This is a genomic window from Pauljensenia sp. 20925_1_27 (assembly GCF_041432835.1).
Lineage (GTDB): Bacteria > Actinomycetota > Actinomycetes > Actinomycetales > Actinomycetaceae > Pauljensenia.
The window spans coordinates 122,379-146,218 of record NZ_JAPWAH010000001.1; the positions used below are offsets into that span (position 1 = coordinate 122,379).

The following is a 23,840-nucleotide window of genomic DNA, read 5'->3' on the forward strand; positions in this document are numbered from 1 at the left end:
GTCACTTCACCACCGAAAGGATGTAGTCGGCCAGAGCGCGCCCGCCCTCGCCGGCGTCCTGAATGATCGTGCCCGAACCGTCGCGGGTGTTCTCCTCGCCGTGGGTCACGGCGGTCAGCGCGCGGCGCATGACGAGGCCCTCCCCGCCGGGAACCTCGACGAGGTCGTCGATGCCCCACTGGTCCAAGGGCTTCTTGCGGGCGGCCTTCATGGCGGCAAAGGCCGGGTAGCGCGGCTCGTTGATCTGGTCGGTCACGGAGACGACCGCGGGCAGCGCGGCGCGCACGGTCTCGGTGTAGCCGTCGACGGCGCGTTCGATCGTCACGGCGCCATCCTCGACGCTCAGGGAGCGGGCGAGGCCCAGCAGCGGCATGTGCGCCTTGGCGGCCAGTGCGCCGGGCAGCATGGAGGTCATCGCATCCAGCGACGCCATGCCGGTGATCACCAGGTCGACCGGGCCGCACTCTTCGCTGATCTTCGCAATCGCGACGGCCAGCACGGAGGCGGTCGTAATGACGTCGGACCCCTCCAGGAACTCGTCGGAAACGATGTAGGCGCGGTCGGCACCCATCTGCAGGGCGCGCATCAGGGAGTCCTCGGCATCCTCAGGGCCCATCGTCAGCGCGACGACCTCAGCCTCGCGGCCCGCATCCTCTTCGGATTCCTTGAGCTGAACGGCAGCCTCGATAGCGTTCTCGTCCAGTTCGTTGAGCACATCGTCCTCACCGCGCACCAGGCGGCCGCCCTCAAAACGGCGTTCGGACTGCATGTCGGGGACATGCTTCACACACACGACAATTCTCATGCCTTCTAGCGTGCCACATTCCGCGCCTCACGCCCATATATATGAGGGTTGCCTCACCAGCGCGTGCCGCTGTTCATAGCCCCTACCAGTTCCTAATCCGACCGCTTAATTAATGGTCACGTATGATAGATAGTGGCTGCATCTATCAGGCTTGGGTGCTGTCAATAATTCATCAGAAAGAGGCACTCTTTTATGTCCGAGCGCTCCGGCTCGCCTTGCGTCCCCACCGTGCGCGTCACCGAACCGAACCCCGTCCCATCCCGCCTGGGAGTTTTCCGTTCGGGTGACGGGCTCGATGTGTCCGTGGTCGCGCGGGGCGCGTCCGGCGTGGATATGTGCATTTTCGACGAGGCCGGGGCTGAGACACGCTTTGCCCTGATCGGCCCCCATACCGGCATCTGGCACGGCCACATCCCGGGCTTTGGCGCGGGGACCCGCTACGGCTTCCGCGTTCACGGTCCATGGGATCCGGACGGTGGCAAGTTCTACAACTCGCACAAGCTCCTTCTCGACCCCTACGGCCGGGGTGTCGACGGCGTCGTCGATATGAAGCCTGGCGTCTACGCGCACTGCGTCGACGAGGATCTTTACCCCTCCGAGTACCCGCTGCGCCGCTCCCCCATTGACTCCGCTGCCTACATGCCGCGTTCGGTCGTCGTGGAGCCCTCCTTCCCGATCGAACCCCAGCCGCATACGCCGTGGGAGACGACGGTCATCTACGAGATGCACGTCAAGGGCTTCACGAAGAACATGCCCGGCGTACCCCCGCAGTTGCGTGGCACCTACGCGGGACTGGCTCACCCGGCCTCGGTGTCGTACCTGAAGGACCTGGGCGTCACCGCGGTCGAGCTGCTCCCCGTGCACGCCAAGTGCGACGAGCCTTTCCTCACGGAACGCGGCCTGACGAACTACTGGGGTTACTCGACCCTCTCCTTCTTCGCTCCCGAACCCTCCTACGCGACCGAGGCCTCGCGTGAGCGCGGCGCCCAGGCGGTCGTCGATGAGTTCCGCGGCATGGTCTCCCTGCTGCATCAGGCTGGCATCGAGGTCATCCTCGACGTTGTCTACAACCACACGTGTGAGGGTGGTGACGCGGGCCCCTCCCTGTCGTGGCGTGGCCTCGATTCCGACCTGTACTACCGCCACACGACCTCTCGCCCCGTCCAGGCAATCGACGTGACGGGCACCGGCAACACCGTGAACATGGATCACCCGAAGACCATTCAGATGGTGCTGGATTCGCTGCGCTACTGGGTCCGCGAGATGGGCGTGGACGGCTTCCGCTTCGACCTGGCGGCCACGCTGGGCCGTTTCGCGACCGGTTTCAGCCCGATGCACCCGCTCCTCATCGCGATGGCCACGGACGATCTGCTCGCGCACGTCAAGCTCATCGCCGAGCCCTGGGACGTGGGCCCCGGCGGCTGGCAGACGGGCAACTTCCCGGTCCCCTTCTCCGAGTGGAACGACCACTACCGCGGCGCTCTGCGTAACTTCTGGCTGGCGGACGTGCGCGCCCAGGCCTCGGGCCATGTCGTCACGGGTCCCAACGACCTCGCGACTCGCCTGTCCGGCTCCCAGGACGTGTTCGAGCATGGGCTAGGTCGCCTGCGCGGCCCACGCGCCTCGATCAACTTCGTGACTGCCCACGATGGCTTCACGCTGGCGGACCTGACGGCTTACGACCGCAAGCACAACACTGCGAACCTGGAGAACAACCGCGACGGTTCGGACGATAACCGCTCGTGGAACCACAGCGTCGAGGGCACACTGGCCGTCAACGCCACCCACCCCAACGCGACGACGCCCTACGCGATCCTGTCCGACATGACGATCGCGGACCTGCGTGCGCGCTCTCAGCGCAACATCCTCACGACGATGTTCGTCTCCTCGGGCACGCCGATGCTCACGGGGGGCGACGAATTTGGTCGTACCCAGTACGGCAATAACAACGCCTACTGCCAGGATGATCCGATCTCGTGGGTCGACTGGGACCTGGCTGAGGGACAGCTCGAGCAGATCGACACGGTGTCCTGGCTCATCGCTCTCCGTCAGGCCCATCCGGTTTTGCGCCCCGACCGCTTCGCGACCGGCACGCCGCACGGCGGCGACACGATCCCTGACCTGTCGTGGTACACGGCGCAGGGCACGCCGATGCCCGACTACGGCTGGACGGACGCCCGCCACCGCACGTTCCAGATGCTGCGTTCCGGCGTCACGTGGGGCGATCGCGACGCCCTCATCATCATCAACGCGAACCTGGACGGCGCCGAGGTCACGCTGCCCGAGGGCCACGACCTGGACTGGCTGGTCGCCTACTCGACCGTGTGGGCGACGCCCTCCGAGGGAGGCGTCAACGAGACGCGTAACCCGGGCGAGCTCTCCCTTGACGCTGAGCACGTCGCTCCGCGCTCCACGCTGTCGATTGAACCGCTGTCCGTGACCATCCTGCTGTCCGACGTCGCGTTCCGCCCCGAACACTGAGCGCCCTCAAGTTTCATTTACTCCCACCCACTCGTTAGGATTGACGCATGACTCGCAGTGAAGATGCCCTGGAAACCGCAACCTCCGATGCCTCGCTGGCCCGCTCCAAGGCCCGCAGCGCCGAGATTGACTTGGCGATCGACCAGGACCCCTCGCGTTTCCGCATCCTCACGGGTGACCGCCCGACCGGCCACCTGCACCTGGGCCACTACTTCGGCACGTTGCGTAACCGCGTGCTCCTGCAGAACCGCGGGGTGGAGACCTGGGTCCTGGTCGCCGACTACCAGGTGATCACCGACCGCGATGGCGTGGGTCCGATCCGTGAGCGCGTCCTCGGCCTCGTCGCCGACTACCTGGCCGCGGGCATCGACCCCGAGCGCTCCACAATCTTCAACCACTCGGCGGTTCCGGCCCTCAACCAGCTGATGCTGCCCTTCCTCTCCCTGGTCACCGAGTCGGAGTTGCACCGCAACCCGACCGTGAAGGCCGAGCTGGAGGCGACCGAGGGCCGCGCGATGACGGGCCTCATGCTGACCTACCCCGTCCACCAGGCCGCCGACATCCTCTTCTGCAAGGCCAACATCGTGCCCGTGGGCCAGGATCAGCTCCCCCACCTGGAGCAGGCGCGTCTGATCGCCCAGCGCTTCGACAAGCGCTACGGTCGCGCGACGCCCGAACGTCCCGTGTTCCCCCGCCCCGAGGCCCTCCTGTCCGAGGTTCCGCTGTTGCTGGGCACGGACGGTCAGAAGATGTCGAAGTCGCGCGGCAACACGATCGAGCTGCGCATGAGCGCCGACGAGACCGCAAAGATCCTCAAGAAGGCGAAGACCGATGCCGAGCGCCGCATCACCTTCGACCCGGAGGGCCGTCCCGAGGTCTCCAACCTCCTGATGCTGGCCTCCCTGGCCACGGGCGAGGCGCCCGAGGCAATCGCGGATCGCATCGGCGACGGCGGTGCGGGCACCCTGAAGGCCCTCGTCACCGAATCCCTCAACGAGATGCTCGCTCCCCTGCGGTCTCGCCGCGGCGAGCTCATCGCGAACGAGGACTACCTGCTGTCCATCCTGCACGCCGGTAACGAGCGCGCCAACGAACAGGCCGATCAGACCCTGTCCGAGGTGCGCACCGCCATGCAGATGAACTACTGATTCCACACATTCTCCCCTTGGAGGCCACCATGGCATACAACCAGTTCCCCGAGCATCCCGATGACTCCGTCGGCTCGTGGATGATCACTCTTCTTCTCGTCGGCATCCCGGTGGTCGGCTTCATCTACCTGCTGGTGCTCGCCCTGGGTTCCGGCGGATCGCCTGCGAAGCGTAACTACGCGCGCGCCATGTTTATCTGGCAGATCATCGGCATCGTCGCGGCGATCCTGATGTTCGTCCTCTTTGGTAGCGCGATCATGGCAGGGCTGCAGAACAGCGGCTACTGAGTCAGCAGATCCTCACACGGAGGGTAGTTCCTGGACATCTGGGGGCTACCCTCCGTCTTTTCCGCTGGAATACCAGCATTTTGGGCGACAGTTAAAATCTTGACAGACCATGAGAGCGCCCTCCCTATCACCGAGGTATGGGCCTCACTTTCTCCCAGCCCCTTCCATAGGCTAGTGTGGGTCTCGTGAGCGAGAAACTGTTGCCCCGTATCCCGATCATCGAAGTGTTCCCCGTCATTGAGGACGGCACACTTCCCGCTAAGGCGACCGAAGGCGAGCCTTTCCCCATTCGTGCGACCGTGTTCCGCGAAGGGCACGACGCATTCGCCGCCGAGGCCGTCCTGCTGCGCCCGGACGGGGGTGAATACTCCCGCACGCGCATGGTGGACATCGCCCCCGGCCTCGACCGGTACGAGGCTTGGGTGGCCGCGAACACGCCCGGCGCGTGGTCCTTCCGCGTGGACTCCTGGTCGGACCCCTACGCGACGTGGCGCCACGACGCGACCGTGAAGGTCGGCGCCGGCGTCGACGTCGAGCTCATGCTTGAGGAGGGCGCCCGCCTCATGGAGCGCGCGGCCGAAGGCACCGCTTACGGCAATCCCTCCCAGCAGCGTCCCCCGGCCTCGGACATTGACGTCCTGACTGACGCGGCGCGCCGCCTGCGCGACACCAGTCATTCCGCCCAGCAGCGCCTCTCCGCGGGCATCTCCTCGCGCGTGCGTCTCATCTTCCGCGACCATCCGCTGCGCGACCTGATCGGTTCATCGCGCGTCTACCCGCTCGACATGGCCCGCACGAAGGCCCTGGCGGGCGCGTGGTACGAAATCTTCCCGCGCTCTGCGGGGGCCTTCCAGCACCCCGACGGCACGTGGGTCTCCGGCACGCTCGCGGGGGCGGCGGAGGACCTGCCACGCATCGCAGGCATGGGCTTTGACGTCGTCTACCTGACCCCGGTCCACCCGATCGGCACGACGCACCGAAAGGGCAAGAACAACGCCCTGGAAGCCGCTCCCGGCGACCCTGGTTCCCCCTACGGCATCGGCTCCCCAGAGGGTGGTCATGACGCCATCCACCCCGAGCTCGGCGATTTCGCTGACTTCGACCGCTTCGTCGAGCGCGCCCGAGGCCTCGGCCTGGAGGTCGCCCTCGACCTGGCCCTCCAGTGCTCCCCCGACCACCCGTGGGTCAAGGAGCACCCCGAGTGGTTCACGACGCGCGCCGACGGCACCATCGCATACGCGGAGAACCCACCCAAGAAGTACCAGGACATCTACCCCCTGAACTTCGACAACGACCCCGAGGGCATCTACCGGGCCGTGCGCGACGTCATCGAGCTATGGATCAACCACGGCGTGACGATCTTCCGCGTCGACAACCCGCACACGAAGCCCATCCCCTTCTGGGAGCGCCTCCTCGCCGACGTCAAGGCGCAGTACCCGGGCGCACTCTTCCTGGCCGAGGCCTTCACGCGCCCCGCCATGATGCGCACGCTCGGCGCGATCGGCTTCGACCAGTCCTACACGTACTTCGCGTGGAGGACCGCCAAGCAGGAGATTGAAGAGTACCTGCGCGAGGTCTCCGAAGAAACCGCGCACCTCATGCGACCGGCCTTCTGGCCCACGACGCACGACATCCTCACTCCGCAGATGTGGGACGGCGGCACCGCGATCTTCGCGATCCGCGCGATGCTCGCCGCTCTGGGCGCACCCACGTGGGGCATCTACTCCGGATACGAGTTCGTGGAGAACGAGCCGCGCGGCACCTACCAGGAGCCCAACAACAACGAGAAGTACGAGTTCCGCCCGCGCCGCTGGGAGGACGCCGAGCCGATCGGCATCTCGCGCCTCTTCACGCTACTCAACGCCGCGCGCACCAAGCACCCCGCGCTGCGCCAGCTCCACCAGATCCGCATCCACCCGACCTCCTCGGATCGCCTCATCGCGTTCTCACGGCACATTCCCGGCAAGTTCACCTCCGACGGCAAGCCCGACACCGTCATCTGCGTGATCTCCCTGGATCCGCACGAGGGCGTGGATGCCGCCGTTGAACTCGATCTCGAGGCCATGGGCCTGGCCACCCCCGGTGGTCACATTACGGTCGTCGACGAACTGGACGGACGTTCCTACGTGTGGGGATCCTCCAACTGGGTATCCCTGTCCCCCGTGACGCGCCTCGGCCACGTCTTCAAGGTCGAACCCGCCCACACATCCCCCTGGGCGCAAGCCTAACGAGGCTCGTGCGCCCGCACGCTACCATCTCGGTGTGCCGGGCGCACGACGCCCCTCCATAACCCCGCCAATATGAGACCCGGCTCCCTTTTTTGCCGGTCAGACGCTAGACTTATCAACACCAGTGAACTGAGCGGTTCACCCATCTGGAGTAAGGAAAATCCATGAGCTGCGAACTTACGCCGATCCCGGTCAATGACGACATCCTCGACGCCGTTGCCTCAGGCTCCTACTACTCGCCCCACTCCGTGCTGGGCGCCCACCTCGGCGACGACGGCGTCACCATCCGCGTCGTCGCGCACCTGGCCGACGCGGTCGACATCATCACGCCGACGGGCGCCTACGCTGCATCCCACGAGCGCGGCGGCATCTGGGTCGCGGCCCTGCCCGACAAGGAGATTCCCGCCTACCGCATGTCCGTCACCTACGGCGATGAGACCATCGTGCGCGACGACCCCTACCGTTACCTGCCCACGCTGGGCGAGATGGACACCTACCTGATCTCCGAGGGCCGTCACGAGAACCTCTGGAACGTCCTGGGTGCGCACGTGAAGACCTACACCGACGAGCTCGGTGAGACAACCGGCACTGCCTTCGCGGTGTGGGCCCCCAACGCACGCGCCGTGCGCGTCGTCGGCGAATTCAACTACTGGGACGGCACGCAGACCTCCATGCGTTCGCTGGGTTCTTCCGGCGTGTGGGAGCTCTTCATTCCCGAGGTCGGCGTGGGTGCGCGCTACAAGTTCGAGATCCAGGGCCCCGGCGGCAACTGGTTCCAGAAGGCCGACCCGCTGGCCCGCGCCACCGAGATTCCACCGGCCACCGCCTCGGTCGTCACCGACTACTTCCACGAGTGGACCGACCAGGAGTGGATGTCCACCCGTAAGGACCGCAACGTCCACACCGGCCCGATGTCCATCTACGAGGTCCATGCTGGCTCGTGGCGCCAGGGCCTGGGCTACCGCGAACTGGCCGACGAACTAGTCCCCTACGTCAAGCAGATGGGCTTCACGCACGTGGAGTTCATGCCCCTGGCTGAGCACCCCTTCGGCGGCTCGTGGGGCTACCAGGTGACCTCCTACTACGCCCCCACCTCGCGCTACGGCACACCGGATGACTTCCGCTACCTCGTGGATGCCTTCCACCGCGCGGGCATCGGCGTCATCCTCGACTGGGTTCCCGCCCACTTCCCGAAGGACGACTTCGCGCTGGCCCGCTTCGACGGCACCCCGCTGTACGAGGATCCGGACCCGCTGCGCGGCGAGCACCCCGACTGGGGCACCTACGTCTTCAACTTCGGTCGCCGCGAGGTGCGTAACTTCCTGGTCGCCAACGCCCTGTACTGGCTCGAGGACTTCCACATTGACGGCCTGCGCGTCGATGCGGTGGCCTCGATGCTGTACCTGGACTACTCGCGCAAGGACGGCCAGTGGCGTCCCAACCAGTACGGTGGCCGCGAGAACCTGGAGGCTATCGAGTTCATCCAGGAAGCAAACGCGACAGCGTACCGTCGTCACCCCGGCATCGTCATGATCGCCGAGGAGTCCACGGCGTGGCCTGGCGTGACCGCCCCAACGTCCGGCGGTGGCCTCGGCTACGGCATGAAGTGGAACATGGGCTGGATGAACGACACGCTGCGCTACCTCAGCGAGGATCCGGTCAACCGCCGCTGGCACCACGGCGAGCTCACGTTCTCCCTGGTCTACGCCTTCTCCGAGAACTACGTGCTCCCGCTCTCGCACGACGAGGTCGTGCACGGCAAGGGCTCACTGATCTCGAAGATGCCCGGCGACAAGTGGCAGCGCCTGGCTGGCCTGCGTTCCCTGTACGCCTACCAGTGGAGCCACCCGGGCAAGCAGCTCCTCTTCATGGGTCAGGAGATCGGCCAGGAGCAGGAGTGGAACGAGTCCTACTCCCTCGACTGGTGGCTGCTGGATCAGGAGGGCCACGCCGGCGTCGCAGCTCTCGTGGAGCGCCTCAACGCGATCTACGCCTCCTCCCCCGCCATGTGGGACGACGACTACACGGGCTTCGAGTGGATCGACGCCTCGGACGGCGACCACAACCTGATCTCCTACCTGCGTAAGGGCTCGGACGAGGCGGGCAACCGTGAGGTCGTCGTGTGCATCTCGAACTTCGCTGGAAACCCGCACGAGGGCTACCGCGTGGGTCTGCCGTTCGGCGGCGAGTGGGTCGAAATCCTCAACACGGACGCCGAGGAGTTCGGTGGCTCTGGCGTCGTCAATGTCGGCACCATCATCGCCGAGGACACCCCGTGGAACGGCCGCCCGGTCTCCGCGTCTCTGCGCGTACCGCCGCTGGGCGCCGTCTGGCTGGTGCCCGCCTCGCAGGTGCGCTGACGCCGTAGGCTGATACGAGAAGGCCGGAGCAGGAATTCCTGCTCCGGCCTTCTCGCTGCCTAGCCGTTGCCGCTGCGGCGCGCGACGGTGTACGCGGGCGATCCTTAGAAGCCCGCCCTGCCCCGGTCTATCTGTCCCTGCAGCTTGATCAGTTCGCGCCTAGCCTCCGGGTCGGGCTCCCGGTCAATCTTCTTCGTCAGTTCGTTGTGCGTGGAATGCCATCCGTACCACACGACGACGCAGACGAACACGAGAGCGACGATGATCCATGCAGCCATGATGACGGCCCCTTTCCGCAACTGTGCGTTGGCACGACGGTATCACATGAGGAGCATCGCCAGGCGCGTACGCGCCTTGGAGACCTCCGGGGTTGAACCCGCAACACGGAAAAGGTCCAAGAGACGAAGGCGCAGCGCGTCGCGCTCCTCTGCGTCCGTGGAGGCGGCAAGCAGGTCGAGCAGCACGTCGAAAGCTCCAGCCGCATCACCCGCGGCGAACAGCGCGTCGGCGCGGGCTGCGGGGTCGGTCGCGTCAGCCTGGGCATTGCGAGCCGCCAGGCGCACGCGGGACAGGTGAGACTTCGCTTCCTCGTCACGGGGATTCAGCTCGATGACTTTCTCCCAACCGGCAATGGCCTCGTCGAGGTTGCCGGCGGCCTCGGCGGCCAGAGGGGCCTCGTGCTCGGGCGGGGTCGGGGCAACCCTGTCCTCGGCAGCCACGGCTATGCGCGCCGTGACGCCCATCTGCGCGGCGGCCTCCAGGACCTGCGAAATGACGGGGAGCACCTGCTCCTTCGCTGCGCCGCCCTGGAACAGCGGAACGGGACGCCCACCCACGAGAGCGACCACAGTGGGCACGCCCTGGATCTGGAAGGCCTGAGCAATCGCGGGGGCCTTGTCGATATCGACCTCGACCAGCTGGAACTTCCCCGCGTTCTCACGCGCAATCTCTTCGAGCATGGCCAGGGTGGGCTTGGATTCGAGCGAACGCGGCGACCACATGACCATGATGACCGGCACGGCCTGCGAGGTGGACATGACGTCCTGGAAGTGCTCCTCGTCCGTGGTCGTAATGAGGGGAATGTGGAGCCCCTCCCCCGCTGCGGGGGAGGCGTCCTGCGCGGCGCCGGGAGCGCTCTGACGGGCCGAGAGGTCGACGGCTCCGTGCGAGTCTGCGGGCATGGGCGTCGCCTCGGATGCGGGACGGGGGTCAGGCGTGGTCATGATGGTCCTCTTCGTGGCTGAAGTATTTCTATCAACGATGATATGCGTCGTCCCCACGACTCAAAGACGTGGGGACGACATGTGCGCTGTGGGTGAAAATCAGCCCGGGCTGGAGGAAGGATCCAGCGCCACGGACACGATCGTGTACTCGCCGCCGACGACCTGAGGGGTTCCACCGGCAGTCTTCGAAGGGATGCGCATGAGGACGGTCGCCAGGTAATCTGCGGTCGCCGTGCCCTCCACCGTCGTGCCGCCAGAGCTCATGGTCGCGGTCTTTCCGCCCAGGTTCATCGTCGCGCCCGCGACGGTACGCTGGTAGGTCAGCGTGTACTTAAAGTTAGCGGCGACGAGAGCCGAACCATCCTGAAGCACCAGTCCCGAGATCGGGTAATCCGTCGCGGTCGCCGCGGCAGTCACGGAGCCTGCGGCACTCACCGACGAGTTCAGGTCACTGATGCCCGTCAGGTACGTCTTCGTGAAGTCGTCTGCAGGGAACTGCGACGTATCCTGGCTGCCCGAGTTCAGCATCGTAATGTACTGCGACAGAGCGGCCTGCGGACTCACGACGAATCCCTCAGAGTCACCAGTGACGTAGGCCGAGCCCGTGCCCACGGGGGGCAGCGTCAGCTGCGTGCCGCCCAGCAGTCGCGCGTAGTTCGTCAGCTGGTAGTCCGACCGCGCCGAGTCCTGCACGAACACCTGCAGGACGGGCAGCGCCGTCGTGGAGGACGCAGAGATGTTGAAGATCGCGCGCGGCCACGAATCAGAATTCGTGATCGCCAGGGATGCCGGGGTAAAGTCCAGGGCCTGCGGGGCCTGGCCCGAGGCCGTGGCCAGCGCGTACTGAGCGGTGCGGTAGGCCAGCGCCCCCTGGGAAACGCGGCCCGACAGATCCTGTGCGTTCAGCGACGCGTCTGCGGTCGTCATGGCACTGCCCGTCGCGTCGAGGACGGAGGAGATGCGCTCGAGGTCCAGGTTCGCGGCGCTCTGCGTCTCCTCGCCCGACTGGGCGACGATCTCGTTGGAGCATGCGCTCAGTCCGAGCGTCGATGCCATCAGGAGGGCGGCGGTCGCTACCGCTGCGGTCCGTCTCTTCATCACTTGCCCTCCTCGCGGTCTTTGAGCCAACCGGACATGATCGAGGTCCAGCCGCCGGTCTTCGACGCATCGTCATCGGGCGCCGAGGTCGGAGCGGCAGGTTCGGCCGCGCGAGGACGCGTGACCGGGATCAGGCCGGTGTTGAATTCCTGGCCGTCAACGACGACCGTCTGCTCACCGTTGTTGCGGGCCTCGCGCAGCGCGCGACGCGAGGGAAGCGTGCGACCGCCACGAATGCCGGACAGGTCGATGACACCGGTATCGGTCGTGGCGCGCTCGGGCGGATCCTGATCGATCGGTCCATTGTCGAGGCCGTGGCGTCCGCGACGCTCAAACGTATCCGTGAGCGGATCGGGAACGTACTCGTCCTGAGGTGCCGACTCGGCTGCGGGCTTGCCGGCGTCTTCTTCGACGGCAGGCTCCTCCTGCGAGGGCTGCTCTTCCACGGGGGCATCAACTGCGGGTTCGGCCACAGTCGGCGTGTACGCGGCCGCACCCCACTGCGCCTTCTCCTCGGTTTGCTTCTCATCGGGAGCGGAGGCAGCAGAATCCTTCGAGGAATCGGCCTCATCGACGGCCTCAGTGTCCTTGACGGGAGCCGGAACGGGAGCCGAGTCACGGGCGGCAGCGATACGCTCCGCGACAGCCGCGGAGTTAATCGAAGAAGTCTCCAGGGAATCCGCCTTACGGCGCTCTTCGATACGGGCCTCGCGGATCTTACGCAGGCGCAGGAGCTGCCAGCGCGTGAGGAACAGCGCGAGGGCAATCAGCGCGAAGACGCAGGCAGCCAGGAACGCGATAATCGCCAGGGTGTTGGTCTGCTCAACCTTCCAGGTCAGGGTCAGCGTGAGGTCACCCGGGCCAGCCGCGGAGGCAGCCAGAGCGGAACGACCGGAGGGAACGTTCTCCAGATCCAGGCTGACGGCCCCCTGCCCGCTGGCCTGCTTGAACCACATGTCAGAGGAGGCCAGCTGCGTCACCAGGTCTGCGGAGGTCGGATCGGCGAGGGGCTGGGCACCCGACTGAACACCGGACTGGGCGCCCGACTGGGCGGGGGTCGAAGGAACTGCGGGGGCAGTCTGACCGGAGGCGACCGCAGCGTGAGACTCAGCCTTGAGCTTCGTTCGATCCGACTCGACACCGATGACCTCGGTGTAGGCTGCGTCGCCGATCCACCCCTTCACGTCCTGCGTCGTACCGATGCTGAGAGTCACTGGGGCACCGGACTTCGACGTCGCGGTGACCGTCACGTCATCCTTCACGATCGACAGCACGTTGCCGCGGGTCATGATCAGATCCGTCGCAGAATCGACGGACGACACCTGATGCGTCGGCGGCCGCAGCACGGTCACGCCGAGCAGCCCGACGAGCACGCATACAAGAGCGACAACGCCCATTGACGATGCCGCCATGTATCGCTTAAAGAGTTCCACGGTTGCTCCTCACGTCCAATGCCCACACTGCGGGCATTCTTCAGTCCCCACTTTACGTGCTCACCGCGGGCATGGCCGAATCCGCACCCCGGGCAGTGATGCATCACATCCGCACGTCACAGCGGTCGCAGGCGACGACGCCAACACTCCGAGTGCCAGTGACGGCGGCCGTCCACCCCCTGGGGCAATCCAAAAGGCGCCTCTTCAGGCCACGCGACGATGTGGGCGCTGCCCTGTGGAATCGGGCGCAGGCAAGCCGGACAGGTGTATTCCTTGGCCGCGCTGGGCAGGCGACGCACCTGATAGTCCAGGCCGTCCGGACCACGCTCCGTACGCGGCACGGAGGCGAGGCGGTCCATCTGCAATGGACGCGCCTCGCCCCACGGTCGTTTCTTGCTTCGTTTGCCTCTCACGCAACCACAGTGCCACGTCGCCAGACGCGGCGCACGGCGAGGTCGCCGTCGACCTCGACGATGTCGGCTTTCTTCCCTGGCGCGAGCGAGCCAATCGTGTCATCGCCCAGGATCGTGGCACCCTGCACGGAGGCCATGTACACGGCATCGACGAGCGGGATCCCGCCCTTGGTGACGGCCACACGCACGCAGTCCATCAGGTGAGCGGTACCTCCGGCGATGGCATTGCCCTGTGCGAGGCGAGCAACACCATCCTTGACGATGACGTCCTGGGGGCCGAGCGTGTACTCGCCGTCGGCCATTCCAGCGGCAGCCATCGCGTCGGTGATGAGAACGATGTGCTCGCGGCCGACGAGTTCGTAGACGTCGCGCACGAGCGTGGGATCGACGTGGATGGAGTCGCAGATGAGCTCGGCGACGGCGCCGCCGCGCGCGGCATCCGAGAGGAACTCGGCAATCGGGCCGGTATCGCGGTGGTGCAGCGGGCGCATGCCGTTGAACAGGTGGGTGATCGTCGCACGGGGGCCTCGCTTGGTCTCCACCTGCGCGAAACGCTCGCGCGAGTAGGCCAGAGCCTCGCGCGCCTTCACCGAATTGGAATCCGTGTGGCCCCAGGAGGGCACCGCTCCCCCGTCGATGAGGGCCTCGGCAACCGATCCTGGACCATAGGCGTTCGGCTTCTCGGGGGCCAGCGTCATCGACAGCGCATAGCCCTGACAGTCGTCAATAAGAGTGCGAGTCAGGTCGGCGTCAGGATCGACGATGTAGGTCGGGTCCTGCGCACCGCAGCGCTCATGGGAAACGAAAGGACCCTCAAAGTGGATGCCGGCGAGTTCGTCGGCCTTGGCCAGCTCGGCCAGGGTCTTGGCACGCGCATGCAGCACCTCGGCGGAGGCGGTCACGCAGGACGCGACGAGGGAGGTCGTCCCGTGACGACGATGCTCAAGGACAGCAACAAGAGCAGCCTCGGCGGTCTCGGCGTTGGGGAAGGACTCTCCTCCACCGCCGTGGCAGTGCACATCGACCAGGCCGGGCAGATAGGTCGAATCACTGGCCTCGGGCACCTCGCCCTCATAGTCAGAAACGGGACAGACACGGGTAATAGTCGCGCCGTCGAACTCAATGATTCCGTCCTCAACGACGGAGTTTTCCAGAACCAGACGGCCACGCAGCACAGAAATAGTCATACACATATTGTGGCACACATGACACTTTAGTGCTGTGTCTCAGACAACCATTTCTCCCAGTCGCCGAACGCCCGTCGCGCCGATTCCTCATAGGTCCAGCAGCCATCGGCGCTCACAACCTGGCTGCCGGGGGCGCGCACGGCAACCAAGCGTCCACCTGCAACAGCAATCGGACGGAACATCCCGTTCTTCGCCGGGCAGATCAAAGCCTCGCCCGCCTCGTCCGTCAGACAGGAACGGTCCTTATAGCCGACATGCAACTCGTCAAATGAGGGCAGCGCGAGCATCGCCTCGGCCTCGTCTCTGACAGCTTCCACAAGGTCAGCGAGGTCAGCGCGAGCCAGGCCACCTTCAAACTCCGCGATGGGCAAGCCGATGCTGCTCCCCGCCTCGCGCGCCCCGGCCATCGCCCGACGCGCCTGTGTGAGAGTCAACCCGGTCCACCTGGCCAGGTCGGCCTCGTCAATAGGACCGTGCCCCCAGGCGTAACGCGCGGCCAAAACCGCGAGGGCTTCGTCATGTCCGCTTTCCCCCTGCGCGACGCCCGGTGCACCAGGCAGCCCTCGCGCATCAACCATCAGATGCTCCCCCGCGCGCAGAGGACCTGCGGCGAGCACCCCGTCCAGGTGCAGGCGCATGACGAGATGGCGGCGCCGCAGACCCGCCTGTGAGGACGACGCCGTCACAGTGTCGATGCCGCTGTTCTCCCACGCCTCGACGAGCTCCGCGCGGCTCACTCCCATCGGCGACGCATCCAGCAGGTCACACGCGACCTGGGCCGCGCGGTCGACGATCGCAGGCGACAGGCCCAGAGAAGACGCCTGGCGTTCCCACGCCGCACGCCGATGGCGCAGCAGTCGCCGCAGCCAATGGTGGTCGCGCGCGCTGGTCACGTGCACGGTACCGCGCATCGGCCACGAACGAACGAGGTCACCCGAGTCGAACGCTTCACTCACCTGCGCCCGCGAGATACCCTCGCAGCGCACGCCAATCGCCCACGGGATCGCGCTGACCTGCTGTCCTTGCAATGCCAGCAGATTCTCGACAGCACCCAGCGGCGAGCGCGCCGCGGTCGCTGAGACGAGGCCCTGGGCGACAATGCGCCCCAGGCTCGCGCGCCGAGAGAGCGCCATCAGAACAGGCGAGACTCGGGGTCGTCCACCCCGCGCATCGCGTCGTAATCCAGGACCACGCAGCGAATCCCGCGGTCCTCGGCCAGGGTGCGCGCCTGCTTCGTAATCTCTTGGGCCGCGAAGATACCGGTCACGTCACCGAGCAACGCATCGCGCCCCAGCAGCGAGAGATAGCGCGTGAGCTGTTCGACACCGTCGATACCACCGCGACGCTTGACCTCGATCGCCACGTGGTTGCCATCCGCGTCGCGAACCATCAGGTCCACCGGGCCCACGGGCGTCGGAAACTCGCGGCGCACCAGCTCCCAGCCCTCGCCGAGAATCTGGGGCACCTGCTCGGCGAGAAGCTCCTGCAGGTGCGCCTCCACGCCGTCCTTCACGAGGCCGGGGTCGACACCCAGATCCTCGTTCACGTCAGCGATAATCTCGTGGATGCGAATGATGAGCTTGTCATCGGTCTTATCGGCCTGAACCGTCCACACCTGCTCGACGCCCTCGTCGTCCTCACCGGGCTCGCCCATGGAGACCGTGCAGGGTGCCGTCATCCAGTTCAGCGGCTTGTACGAGCCGCCCTCAGAGTGGATGAGAACCGATCCGTCACCCTTGAGCATGATGACGCGCTTAGCCGGATCCAGGTGGGCGCTCAGCCGACCCGAATAATCAACGGTGCAGGAAGCAATAACAATACGCACCCCGCGAGCTTACCAATCCTGTTCACACGAGGCGCGGAGGACCAGACTCCACCCAGGAGACCAATCCGTTATATGTCAGGCGTTCCACGGCGACCTCGTAACGATGCTCACCATACGCCAGGCGCACCTCGACCACGGAACCGTCAGCCGAGTGCGCAATCGGAGCCGAGACCTCCATGCCCCGACGCGGGATCGAATAGACCGGCTTGAAGCTCATCCCCACGAGCCGATACCAGGACAGCTCCTCGACACCATACACGCCGATGCCAGCCGTCCACCCCGCGTGCACGTCCGGACGCGACCAACAGCGGAACGCCCCCAAACGCGAAACGATCCTGCGGGCGCGCACATTCATGTACGCCCACAGGATCGCCCCGACACACGCGAGGAGAACCACACACCAGATCACGATCATCATCAGGCTCATGAGGTCCTCCTCGCGTAGCGTCGAATTACTGTTCTGTCACTGTAGCGTGATCAGCCACGACCGTGACGAAATCCGAGTCGACTGAGGCAAATCCCCCACTGACCTCGAAAGACATGACCTCGGACGCGCACGTCACCGTCACGGTACCCTCGCCCATCTGGGCCAGCAGCGGCTGGCGGCCGGGCAGAACGCCCAGACTTCCATCCACCGTCGGCACCTGAACCGAGAGCGCGGCACCATGCCACAGTCGTCCCTCGTGGGAGACGACCTCGACCTGCAAGGACTTACCCGATGCCATCAGGCTTCCTTGGCCAGCTCGTGAGCGTTACGCTCCAGGTCGTCGATGCCACCGCAGTTGTAGAAGGCCTGCTCCGGAACATCGTCGTAGCGGCCCTCGGCAATGCGCTTGAACGCCTCGATGGTCTCCGACAGCGGCACGGTCGAACCGGGCACGCCCGTGAACTTCTCAGCCATGTACATGTTCTGCGAGAGGAACTGCTCGATGCGGCGCGCACGCGCGACCGTCACCTTGTCGTCCTCGCTCAGCTCGTCGACACCGAGGATAGCGATGATGTCCTGCAGCTCCTTGTTCTTCTGCAGGATCGCCTTGACGTGCGTCGCAACGTCGTAGTGCTCGCGACCAACCAGGGCCGGGTCGAGGATGCGCGAGGTCGAAGCCAGCGGATCCACGGCGGGGTAAATACCCTTGGCCGCGATCTCGCGGGAAAGCTCGGTCGTCGCATCCAGGTGAGCGAAGGTCGTCGCCGGAGCCGGGTCGGTGTAGTCGTCGGCGGGAACGTAGATCGCCTGCAGCGAGGTAATCGAGTGGCCGCCAGCCGAGGTAATGCGCTCCTGAAGCAGACCCATCTCGTCGGCCAGGTTGGGCTGATAACCCACGGCGGAAGGCATGCGGCCCAGCAGCGTGGAGACCTCGGAACCCGCCTGGGTGAAACGGAAGATGTTGTCGATGAACAGGAGGACGTCCTGGTGCTGAACATCGCGGAAGTACTCCGCCATGGTCAGACCCGTCAGGGCGATGCGCAGACGCGTGCCCGGCGGCTCATCCATCTGGCCGAAGACGAGAGCGGTCTTATCGAAGACGCCCGCCTCTTCCATTTCGCCGATCAGATCGTTGCCTTCACGGGTGCGCTCGCCGACGCCGGCGAACACGGAGACGCCGCCGTGGTCCTGAGCCACGCGCTGAATCATCTCCTGGATGAGGACGGTCTTGCCGACGCCCGCACCACCGAAGAGGCCGATCTTACCGCCCTGCACGTAGGGGGTCAGCAGGTCGATAACCTTAATGCCGGTCTCGAACATCTTGGTGCGTGCCTCGAGCTGGTCGAAGGCCGGGGGCTGGCGGTGGATCGGCCAACGCTCCTTGACGTCAAGGGTCTCGCCCTCTTCGAGGTTCAGAACGTCGCCGGTCACGTTGAAGACGTGGCCCTTGGTGACATCACCAACGGGGACGGAGATCGGCGCACCGGTGTCCGTGACCGGCGCACCACGCACGAGGCCGTCGGTGGGCTTCAGCGCGATCGTACGCACGAGGTTATCGCCCAGGTGCTGGGCAACCTCAAGCGTCATCGTGAAGGACGACTCACCCTCACCCTGGCCAGCGAGGTTCACCTCGACGGTCAGCGCGTTGTACAGCGGCGGGATGCGGTCCGGGGGAAACTCAACGTCGACGACAGGGCCGACGACGCGGGCGACGCGTCCCTCGGCAATTGCTTGGGTATCAGTCATAGTGTTACTCCGTGTCTCGAAGGGCTTAGCTCGCGCCCAGAGCGTCGGCCCCGCCCACGATTTCGGTAATTTCCTGGGTGATTTCCGCCTGGCGGGCCGAGTTCGCCAGACGCGTGTACTTGGTGATAAGTTCCTGCGCGTTGTCCGTCGCCGTATGCATCGCACGCTGACGCGATGCGAGCTCGGACGCTGCGGACTGGAGCAGCACGTTGTGGATGCGCGCCTCCACGTAGAGCGGCAGGAGCGTATCGAGCACGGCCTGGGCCGACGGAATGAACTCGTACTCGGGCTGAGCCGATGCCGGGTCATCCGCGAAGCCGCGCTCGGTCGTGCGTTCCTCGTCCGATTCGGGGGCATCCACAACCGTCAGCGGGAGCATCTGGCGCACTTCGGGCACCTGGCTCATGACGGTCTTGAAACGCGTGTAGACGAGGTGCAGCGCACCGACGCCCGTGTCAGGATCGGGGTCCATGAAGCGCTCAAGCAGCACCTGCGCCATCTCGCGTGCAGTGTTGGGAGAGGGCGAGTCAGACTCACCTTCCCACTCCCGCTCAATGGTGACACCGCGGAAGCGGAAGTACGCCGACGCCCTGCGTCCAAAGGTATAGAGAACGGGCTCGTAGCCATCCTCACGCAGGTCCGCAATCAGCTTCTCCGACTCGCGCAGGATGGTCGCTGAGTAGGCTCCGGCCATACCGCGATCCGATGCCACAACCAGGACGGCGACACGACTCGTGTCCTCACGTTCCTCGGTCAGCGGGTGGTCGAGATCCGTGTGGATCGCAACCGCCGCGACCGCCTGGGTCAGGGCCTTCTCGTAGGGCCCCGCCTCAGTGGCAGCGCGCCGCGCCGCACCAATGCGAGACGCAGCAATCATCTCCATGGCGCGGAAGACCTTCGCGAGCGTCGTCGTTGAGGCGATACGCTGCTTGTAGATCCTCTGCTGTCCGCCCATCGCTTAGGCCTTCTCGTTCGTGCGACCGCGCGAGATCTCCTCGCGGGTGCGCTCAGCCACGACCTCGCCGTCCTCCAGGTCGGCGGTGCCACGGCCGGCGCTGATCCACTGGTGGTGGAACTCCTCGACGGCATTCTTGAGCGCTTCCTCCGTCTCGGAGGTCAGGTCGCCGGTCGCCGCGATCGTGTCGAGCACGGTCGAGTTCGCGTGCAGGTGGTCGAGCAGACCGCGTTCGAAGCGCAGGACGTCCTCGACCTCGATGTCATCGAGGTAGCCCTTGGTGCCCATCCAAATCGACGCAACCTGATCCTCCATCGCGTACGGGGTGGACTGGGGCTGCTTGAGCAGCTCCATCAGACGTTCACCGCGCGTCAGCTGACGGCGCGTCGCCGCATCCAGGTCGGAGGCGAACATCGCGAAGGCGGCCATGGAGCGGTACTGCGCGAGCGTCAGCTTGAGCGTACCGGCGACCTTCTTCATCGCCTTGGGCTGGGCGGCACCACCGACACGGGACACGGAGATACCCACGTCGACGGCAGGACGCTGGTTCGAGTTGAACAGGTCGGACTGCAGGAAGATCTGACCGTCGGTGATCGAAATGACGTTCGTCGGAATGTAGGCCGACACGTCGTTCGCCTTGGTCTCGATGATCGGCAGGCCGGTCATCGAACCGCCACCCAGGGCGTCGGAAAGCTTTGCGCAACGCTCGAGCAGACGCGAGTGCAAGTAGAAGACGTCGCCGGGGTAGGCTTCGCGGCCCGGCGGGCGGCGCAGCAGCAGCGACACTGCACGGTAGGCCTCGGCCTGCTTGGACAGATCGTCGAAGACGATGAGGACGTGCTTGCCCTGGTACATCCAGTGCTGGCCGATGGCGGAACCCGTGTAGGGAGCCATGTACTTGTAGCCTGCGGGATCCGAGGCCGGGGAGGCGACGATGGTCGTGTACTCCATGGCGCCGGCATCCTCCAGCGTGGAACGCACGGAGGCGATGGTCGAGCCCTTCTGGCCGATCGCCACGTAGATGCAGCGCACCTGCTTATTCGGGTCGCCGCTCTTCCAGTTGTCGCGCTGGTTAAGGATCGTGTCGAGCGCGATCGCCGTCTTACCGGTCTTGCGGTCGCCGATGATCAGCTGACGCTGGCCGCGGCCAACCGGGATCATCGAGTCGATGGCCTTCAGGCCGGTAGCAAGGGGCTCGTGCACGCTCTTACGTGCCATGACGCCGGGGGCCTGCAGTTCGAGCGCGCGACGCCCATCCAGGTCCGTGATATCACCAAGGCCGTCAATCGGGCGGCCGAGGGGGTCGACCGTGCGGCCGAGGTAGCCGTCACCGACGGGGACCGAGAGAACTTCGCCCGTGCGGTGCACGACCTGGCCCTCTTCAATACCGCCGAAGTCACCGAGGACAACGGCGCCGATCTCGCGCTGGTCGAGGTTCATGGCCAGGCCCAGCGTCCCGTCCTCGAAACGCAGCAGCTCGTTCGCCATGGTGCCGGGCAGGCCCTCGACGTGCGCGATACCATCGGCCGTTTCGATGACGTGACCCACCTCTTCGGTGGCCACGTCCGCCGGACGGTAGGACTCCATAAAGGAGTCCAGTGCTCCGCGGATTTCCTCCGGGGAGATGCTGAGGTCAGCCATGAGGATTCCTAACTAAGAAAAGAAATAAATGTGTGTGTATGAGAGGTGCTAGCTGGCAATCGCGTTGCGCGCAGCAGCGATGCGCGTGGCCAGTGAAGCGTCAATCGCGGTCATGCCCGCACGCAGGCGGAACCCACCAATGACCTCGGGATCAATCGAGATCGCCAGGTCAACGGCAGTGCCGTAGCGCTTCGAGAGGATGGCGCGCAGACGCTCAACCTGGGCGTCACTCATCGGCGCGGCCGTAGCAACCGTGACGAAGAGTCGGTCCTGCATGGTGGCAGCCCACTGGGCGTAACGACGCAGGTTGTGGAGAAGACGACCGTGGTTCGAGCGACCGACCGCACGGCGCAGCAGGCGCATCGTCCAGACGCTGACCCGCTGGCCGAAGAGCTTCGTGGCGATATCCCCACGCTCATGGGAGTTGCCCTTGGCCGTATCCGACAGACGAACACGCACCTCGCGGTGGTGCGCCAAGAAATAACGAACCTGGAACAGCTCCTCACGGACCTGATCGAGGGCGCCGTGGGAACCCGCCGCATTGAGCACACCGAGGATGCCGAGCACTTCAAGCGCGTCGGCGACGTCGGCCGGATGGCGCCAGTGGTCCGCGACAACAGCGTTGACGACGGACATCGTCGCCTGCGTGACGTGGGAGCTGAACGCGTCGGACACCAGGCCCTGCTTATCTGCGACCGACCGCGCCGGGTCGGTCACTGCACGCGCGAGACGAGTGTTCTCCTTGAACAGGTCGGCCAGACCGAAAAAATCCTCGGCCACCCGCATTGCGTCGGTACCGGGTACGGCAAGCGCCGCCGCCAGGTCCTTCGCAAAGGGGACGGACTCGATCGTGCGCATCTGTGTCATCGCTTCTCCTCGACCAACGCGCTGTCGGCCTCGAGCTCGTCAAGGAAGCGATCAACCACGCGGGAGGTCAGCGCCGTGTCGGTCAGCTGCTCACCAATGATCTTCTCTGCCAGCTCAGAGGCGAGAAGACCCACCTCGGAGCGCAGGGAGATCTGCGCGGCCTGCTTTTCAGCGAGGATCTGACGCTGGGAGGCCTCGACGATACGGTTAGCTTCGCTGGTTGCCTCGTGACGGGCGGCGGCCACAATGGCCTTCGCTTCGTCGTTGGCGCGCTCACGGATGGTGTGCGCCTGCGCGTGCGCCTCACGAATGATCTCCTCGCGCTCGCGCGCAGCGGCGGCCTGATCGGCCTTCGCTTGCTCGGCGGCACCGAGGCCCTCCTCGATCTTTGCAGCACGCTCGTCCATCGTCTGGTAGATGCGAGGCAGCGCGTAGCGTCCGACGAGGAGCAGGACGATAAGCAGAACGACAGCCGACCAGAAAATCTCATACAGCGGCGGCAGGATGACGGCGAGGCCGCCGACCTCCTGGTCCGCAGCGGCGACAATCTGGTGCATGGCGATCACTTAACGATGAGCGGCAGAACGAAGCCGATGAGGCCGAGGGCCTCGACCATGCCGGCGCCGATGATCATGTTGGTGAAGAGACGGCCAGCAACCTCGGGCTGACGGGCGGTCGCTTCCTGGGTCTTGCCGACCATGAGGCCGATACCGAGGCCGGGGCCCAGGGTGGCGAGGCCGTAGCCGATGTAGGCGAATGCTGCGGTTCCCATTGTGGTTTCCTTCTGTTAGTAACACCGGGTGTGGCGTTGGGGGTCAGTGATGTTCGACGGAAAGCTTGATGTACACGGTCGACAGGATCGTGAAGATGTACGCCTGCAGGAAGGCCACGAAGACCTCGAAGCCGGTCATCACGAACATGGCGGCGCCGGTCAGCGCGGAGGCGGCAGACAGGACGGAGAGTTCGTGGAGCAAGAATGCCGTACCGAAGTAGGTCATGCCGAGCAGCAGGTGTCCGGAGATCATGTTGCACAGGAGTCGCAGCGTGAGCGTGACGGGGCGGACGATGAAGTTCGACAGGAACTCGATCGGCGTGATCAGGAGGTACATGGGGACGGGCAGGCCGGGTGGCAAGAGCTGGGAGGCGAAGAAGCCACCCACTCCCTGCTTGCCGATACCCGCACCGATGAAGGTGACGTACGTGATGAGGGCGAAGACCATCGGCACAGCGACCACCGACGAGGCGGCGATGTTGATGCCGGGGATGATGCCCGCGATGTTCATGGACAGAACACCGAAGAAGAGGAAACCGATGAAGCCGGAGAACTTGCGGCCCGTCTTCGGACCGAGCATGTCGAGGGCGACGTTATCGCGGATGTAGCCGGCGATGGCCTCGACGGCCATCTGGCCGCGGGTCGGCACGAGCTTGGGCTTGCGCGCCACGAGCACGAGAACCAGGCACACGAGCACGCCCATGATGACGCGAGCGAGCGTGAGGCGGTTGAATTCGTAGAATGTTCCCTCACCGAAGATGACAGTCGGGAAGAAGTCCTCGAGAGCCGGCTGGTGGGGGTGCTGCGTGAAGGCAGGGTAGGCTGTGAGAGCGATGATGATCAGAAGGATCGCGAGGCTCACCCAATACCAGCGCGGCTTGGACGCGGTGCGGCGAGCAGGCGCGTGATCGGACACGGAATGTGCCTCCTTCATCTCAACTCCA

The 23,840-nt window shown here is 65.5% G+C and carries 23 protein-coding genes; 5 read left to right on the plus strand and 18 right to left on the minus strand.

Features of this window, described 5'->3' with window-relative positions; translation table 11 throughout:
• Position 1: 1 nt before the first annotated feature.
• Positions 2 to 805 carry an electron transfer flavoprotein subunit beta/FixA family protein gene (locus tag O3684_RS00565; protein WP_500064323.1) on the minus strand — a complete coding sequence of 268 codons (804 nt, stop codon included), beginning with the start codon at positions 803 to 805 and terminating at the stop codon, positions 2 to 4.
• A gap of 192 nt (positions 806 to 997) precedes the next feature.
• Here O3684_RS00565 and glgX point away from each other — a divergent pair, with 192 nt between their 5' ends.
• The 5 genes from glgX to glgB all read left to right on the plus strand — a co-directional run bounded on the left by glgX (position 998) and on the right by glgB (position 9,309).
• Positions 998 to 3,286, plus strand: coding sequence for a glycogen debranching protein GlgX (gene glgX / locus O3684_RS00570; protein WP_500064324.1), 2,289 nt, complete (start codon positions 998 to 1,000; stop codon positions 3,284 to 3,286).
• A 47-nt stretch (positions 3,287 to 3,333) separates the two neighbouring features.
• On the plus strand, positions 3,334 to 4,434 hold the full coding sequence (gene trpS, locus O3684_RS00575; protein WP_500064326.1) for a tryptophan--tRNA ligase: 1,101 nt from the start codon (positions 3,334 to 3,336) through the stop codon (positions 4,432 to 4,434).
• Between the two features lie 29 nt (positions 4,435 to 4,463).
• Positions 4,464 to 4,721: a hypothetical protein gene (locus O3684_RS00580; protein WP_500064327.1), complete on the plus strand. Its 258-nt coding sequence runs from the start codon at positions 4,464 to 4,466 to the stop codon at positions 4,719 to 4,721.
• Positions 4,722 to 4,906: 185 nt separating this feature from the next.
• A complete protein-coding gene (locus O3684_RS00585) occupies positions 4,907 to 6,949 on the plus strand; it encodes a maltotransferase domain-containing protein (RefSeq protein ID WP_500064328.1) in 2,043 nt (680 codons plus the stop codon).
• A 164-nt stretch (positions 6,950 to 7,113) separates the two neighbouring features.
• Positions 7,114 to 9,309, plus strand: coding sequence for a 1,4-alpha-glucan branching protein GlgB (glgB, locus tag O3684_RS00590; RefSeq protein ID WP_500064330.1), 2,196 nt, complete (start codon positions 7,114 to 7,116; stop codon positions 9,307 to 9,309).
• A 104-nt stretch (positions 9,310 to 9,413) separates the two neighbouring features.
• On the opposite strand, the gene O3684_RS00595 is transcribed toward glgB, so the two are convergent.
• The 17 genes from O3684_RS00595 to atpB all read right to left on the minus strand — a co-directional run bounded on the left by O3684_RS00595 (position 9,414) and on the right by atpB (position 23,830).
• The gene (locus tag O3684_RS00595) at positions 9,414 to 9,587 is read right to left on the minus strand and encodes a cation transporter (RefSeq protein ID WP_500064331.1); all 174 of its coding nucleotides are present in this window, start codon (positions 9,585 to 9,587) and stop codon (positions 9,414 to 9,416) included.
• Between the two features lie 42 nt (positions 9,588 to 9,629).
• Complete coding sequence (locus O3684_RS00600; RefSeq protein WP_500064332.1) at positions 9,630 to 10,532, minus strand: tetratricopeptide repeat protein; 903 nt, start codon at positions 10,530 to 10,532, stop codon at positions 9,630 to 9,632.
• A gap of 99 nt (positions 10,533 to 10,631) precedes the next feature.
• Positions 10,632 to 11,630 (minus strand): DUF8094 domain-containing protein, encoded by a 999-nt coding sequence (locus O3684_RS00605; protein WP_500064334.1) that lies wholly within the window; start codon positions 11,628 to 11,630, stop codon positions 10,632 to 10,634.
• Complete coding sequence (locus O3684_RS00610; RefSeq protein WP_500064561.1) at positions 11,630 to 13,027, minus strand: hypothetical protein; 1,398 nt, start codon at positions 13,025 to 13,027, stop codon at positions 11,630 to 11,632. Before O3684_RS00610 ends, O3684_RS00605 begins: the two co-directional genes overlap by 1 nt.
• A 152-nt stretch (positions 13,028 to 13,179) precedes the next feature.
• Positions 13,180 to 13,422, minus strand: coding sequence for an Rv1322 family protein (locus O3684_RS00615; RefSeq protein ID WP_500064563.1), 243 nt, complete (start codon positions 13,420 to 13,422; stop codon positions 13,180 to 13,182).
• A 50-nt stretch (positions 13,423 to 13,472) separates the two neighbouring features.
• Positions 13,473 to 14,663, minus strand: a complete 1,191-nt coding sequence (locus O3684_RS00620; protein ID WP_500064336.1) for an N-acetylglucosamine-6-phosphate deacetylase — start codon at positions 14,661 to 14,663, stop codon at positions 13,473 to 13,475.
• A gap of 26 nt (positions 14,664 to 14,689) precedes the next feature.
• Positions 14,690 to 15,796, minus strand: a complete 1,107-nt coding sequence (locus O3684_RS00625) for a DNA glycosylase AlkZ-like family protein (RefSeq protein ID WP_500064337.1) — start codon at positions 15,794 to 15,796, stop codon at positions 14,690 to 14,692.
• Entirely contained in the window at positions 15,796 to 16,488 is a 693-nt protein-coding gene (nucS, locus tag O3684_RS00630; RefSeq protein ID WP_500064338.1) for an endonuclease NucS, read from the minus strand. Before nucS ends, O3684_RS00625 begins: the two co-directional genes overlap by 1 nt.
• A gap of 22 nt (positions 16,489 to 16,510) precedes the next feature.
• Positions 16,511 to 16,915, minus strand: coding sequence for a DUF2550 family protein (locus O3684_RS00635; RefSeq protein ID WP_500064340.1), 405 nt, complete (start codon positions 16,913 to 16,915; stop codon positions 16,511 to 16,513).
• A 25-nt stretch (positions 16,916 to 16,940) separates the two neighbouring features.
• Positions 16,941 to 17,213: a F0F1 ATP synthase subunit epsilon gene (locus tag O3684_RS00640; RefSeq protein WP_048674782.1), complete on the minus strand. Its 273-nt coding sequence runs from the start codon at positions 17,211 to 17,213 to the stop codon at positions 16,941 to 16,943.
• Positions 17,213 to 18,661, minus strand: a complete 1,449-nt coding sequence (gene atpD, locus O3684_RS00645) for a F0F1 ATP synthase subunit beta (RefSeq protein WP_500064341.1) — start codon at positions 18,659 to 18,661, stop codon at positions 17,213 to 17,215. Before atpD ends, O3684_RS00640 begins: the two co-directional genes overlap by 1 nt.
• A 25-nt stretch (positions 18,662 to 18,686) precedes the next feature.
• On the minus strand, positions 18,687 to 19,616 hold the full coding sequence (locus tag O3684_RS00650) for a F0F1 ATP synthase subunit gamma (protein WP_500064342.1): 930 nt from the start codon (positions 19,614 to 19,616) through the stop codon (positions 18,687 to 18,689).
• Between the two features lie 3 nt (positions 19,617 to 19,619).
• The gene (gene atpA / locus O3684_RS00655) at positions 19,620 to 21,257 is read right to left on the minus strand and encodes a F0F1 ATP synthase subunit alpha (RefSeq protein WP_500064343.1); all 1,638 of its coding nucleotides are present in this window, start codon (positions 21,255 to 21,257) and stop codon (positions 19,620 to 19,622) included.
• A gap of 48 nt (positions 21,258 to 21,305) precedes the next feature.
• A complete protein-coding gene (locus O3684_RS00660) occupies positions 21,306 to 22,124 on the minus strand; it encodes a F0F1 ATP synthase subunit delta (RefSeq protein WP_500064344.1) in 819 nt (272 codons plus the stop codon).
• On the minus strand, positions 22,121 to 22,681 hold the full coding sequence (atpF, locus tag O3684_RS00665; protein ID WP_021610561.1) for a F0F1 ATP synthase subunit B: 561 nt from the start codon (positions 22,679 to 22,681) through the stop codon (positions 22,121 to 22,123). The genes O3684_RS00660 and atpF overlap by 4 nt, the downstream gene beginning before the upstream one ends.
• 5 nt (positions 22,682 to 22,686) lie before the next feature.
• The gene (atpE, locus tag O3684_RS00670; protein WP_003792932.1) at positions 22,687 to 22,896 is read right to left on the minus strand and encodes an ATP synthase F0 subunit C; all 210 of its coding nucleotides are present in this window, start codon (positions 22,894 to 22,896) and stop codon (positions 22,687 to 22,689) included.
• Between the two features lie 43 nt (positions 22,897 to 22,939).
• Entirely contained in the window at positions 22,940 to 23,830 is an 891-nt protein-coding gene (gene atpB / locus O3684_RS00675; RefSeq protein ID WP_500064345.1) for a F0F1 ATP synthase subunit A, read from the minus strand.
• Positions 23,831 to 23,840 lie beyond the last annotated feature (10 nt).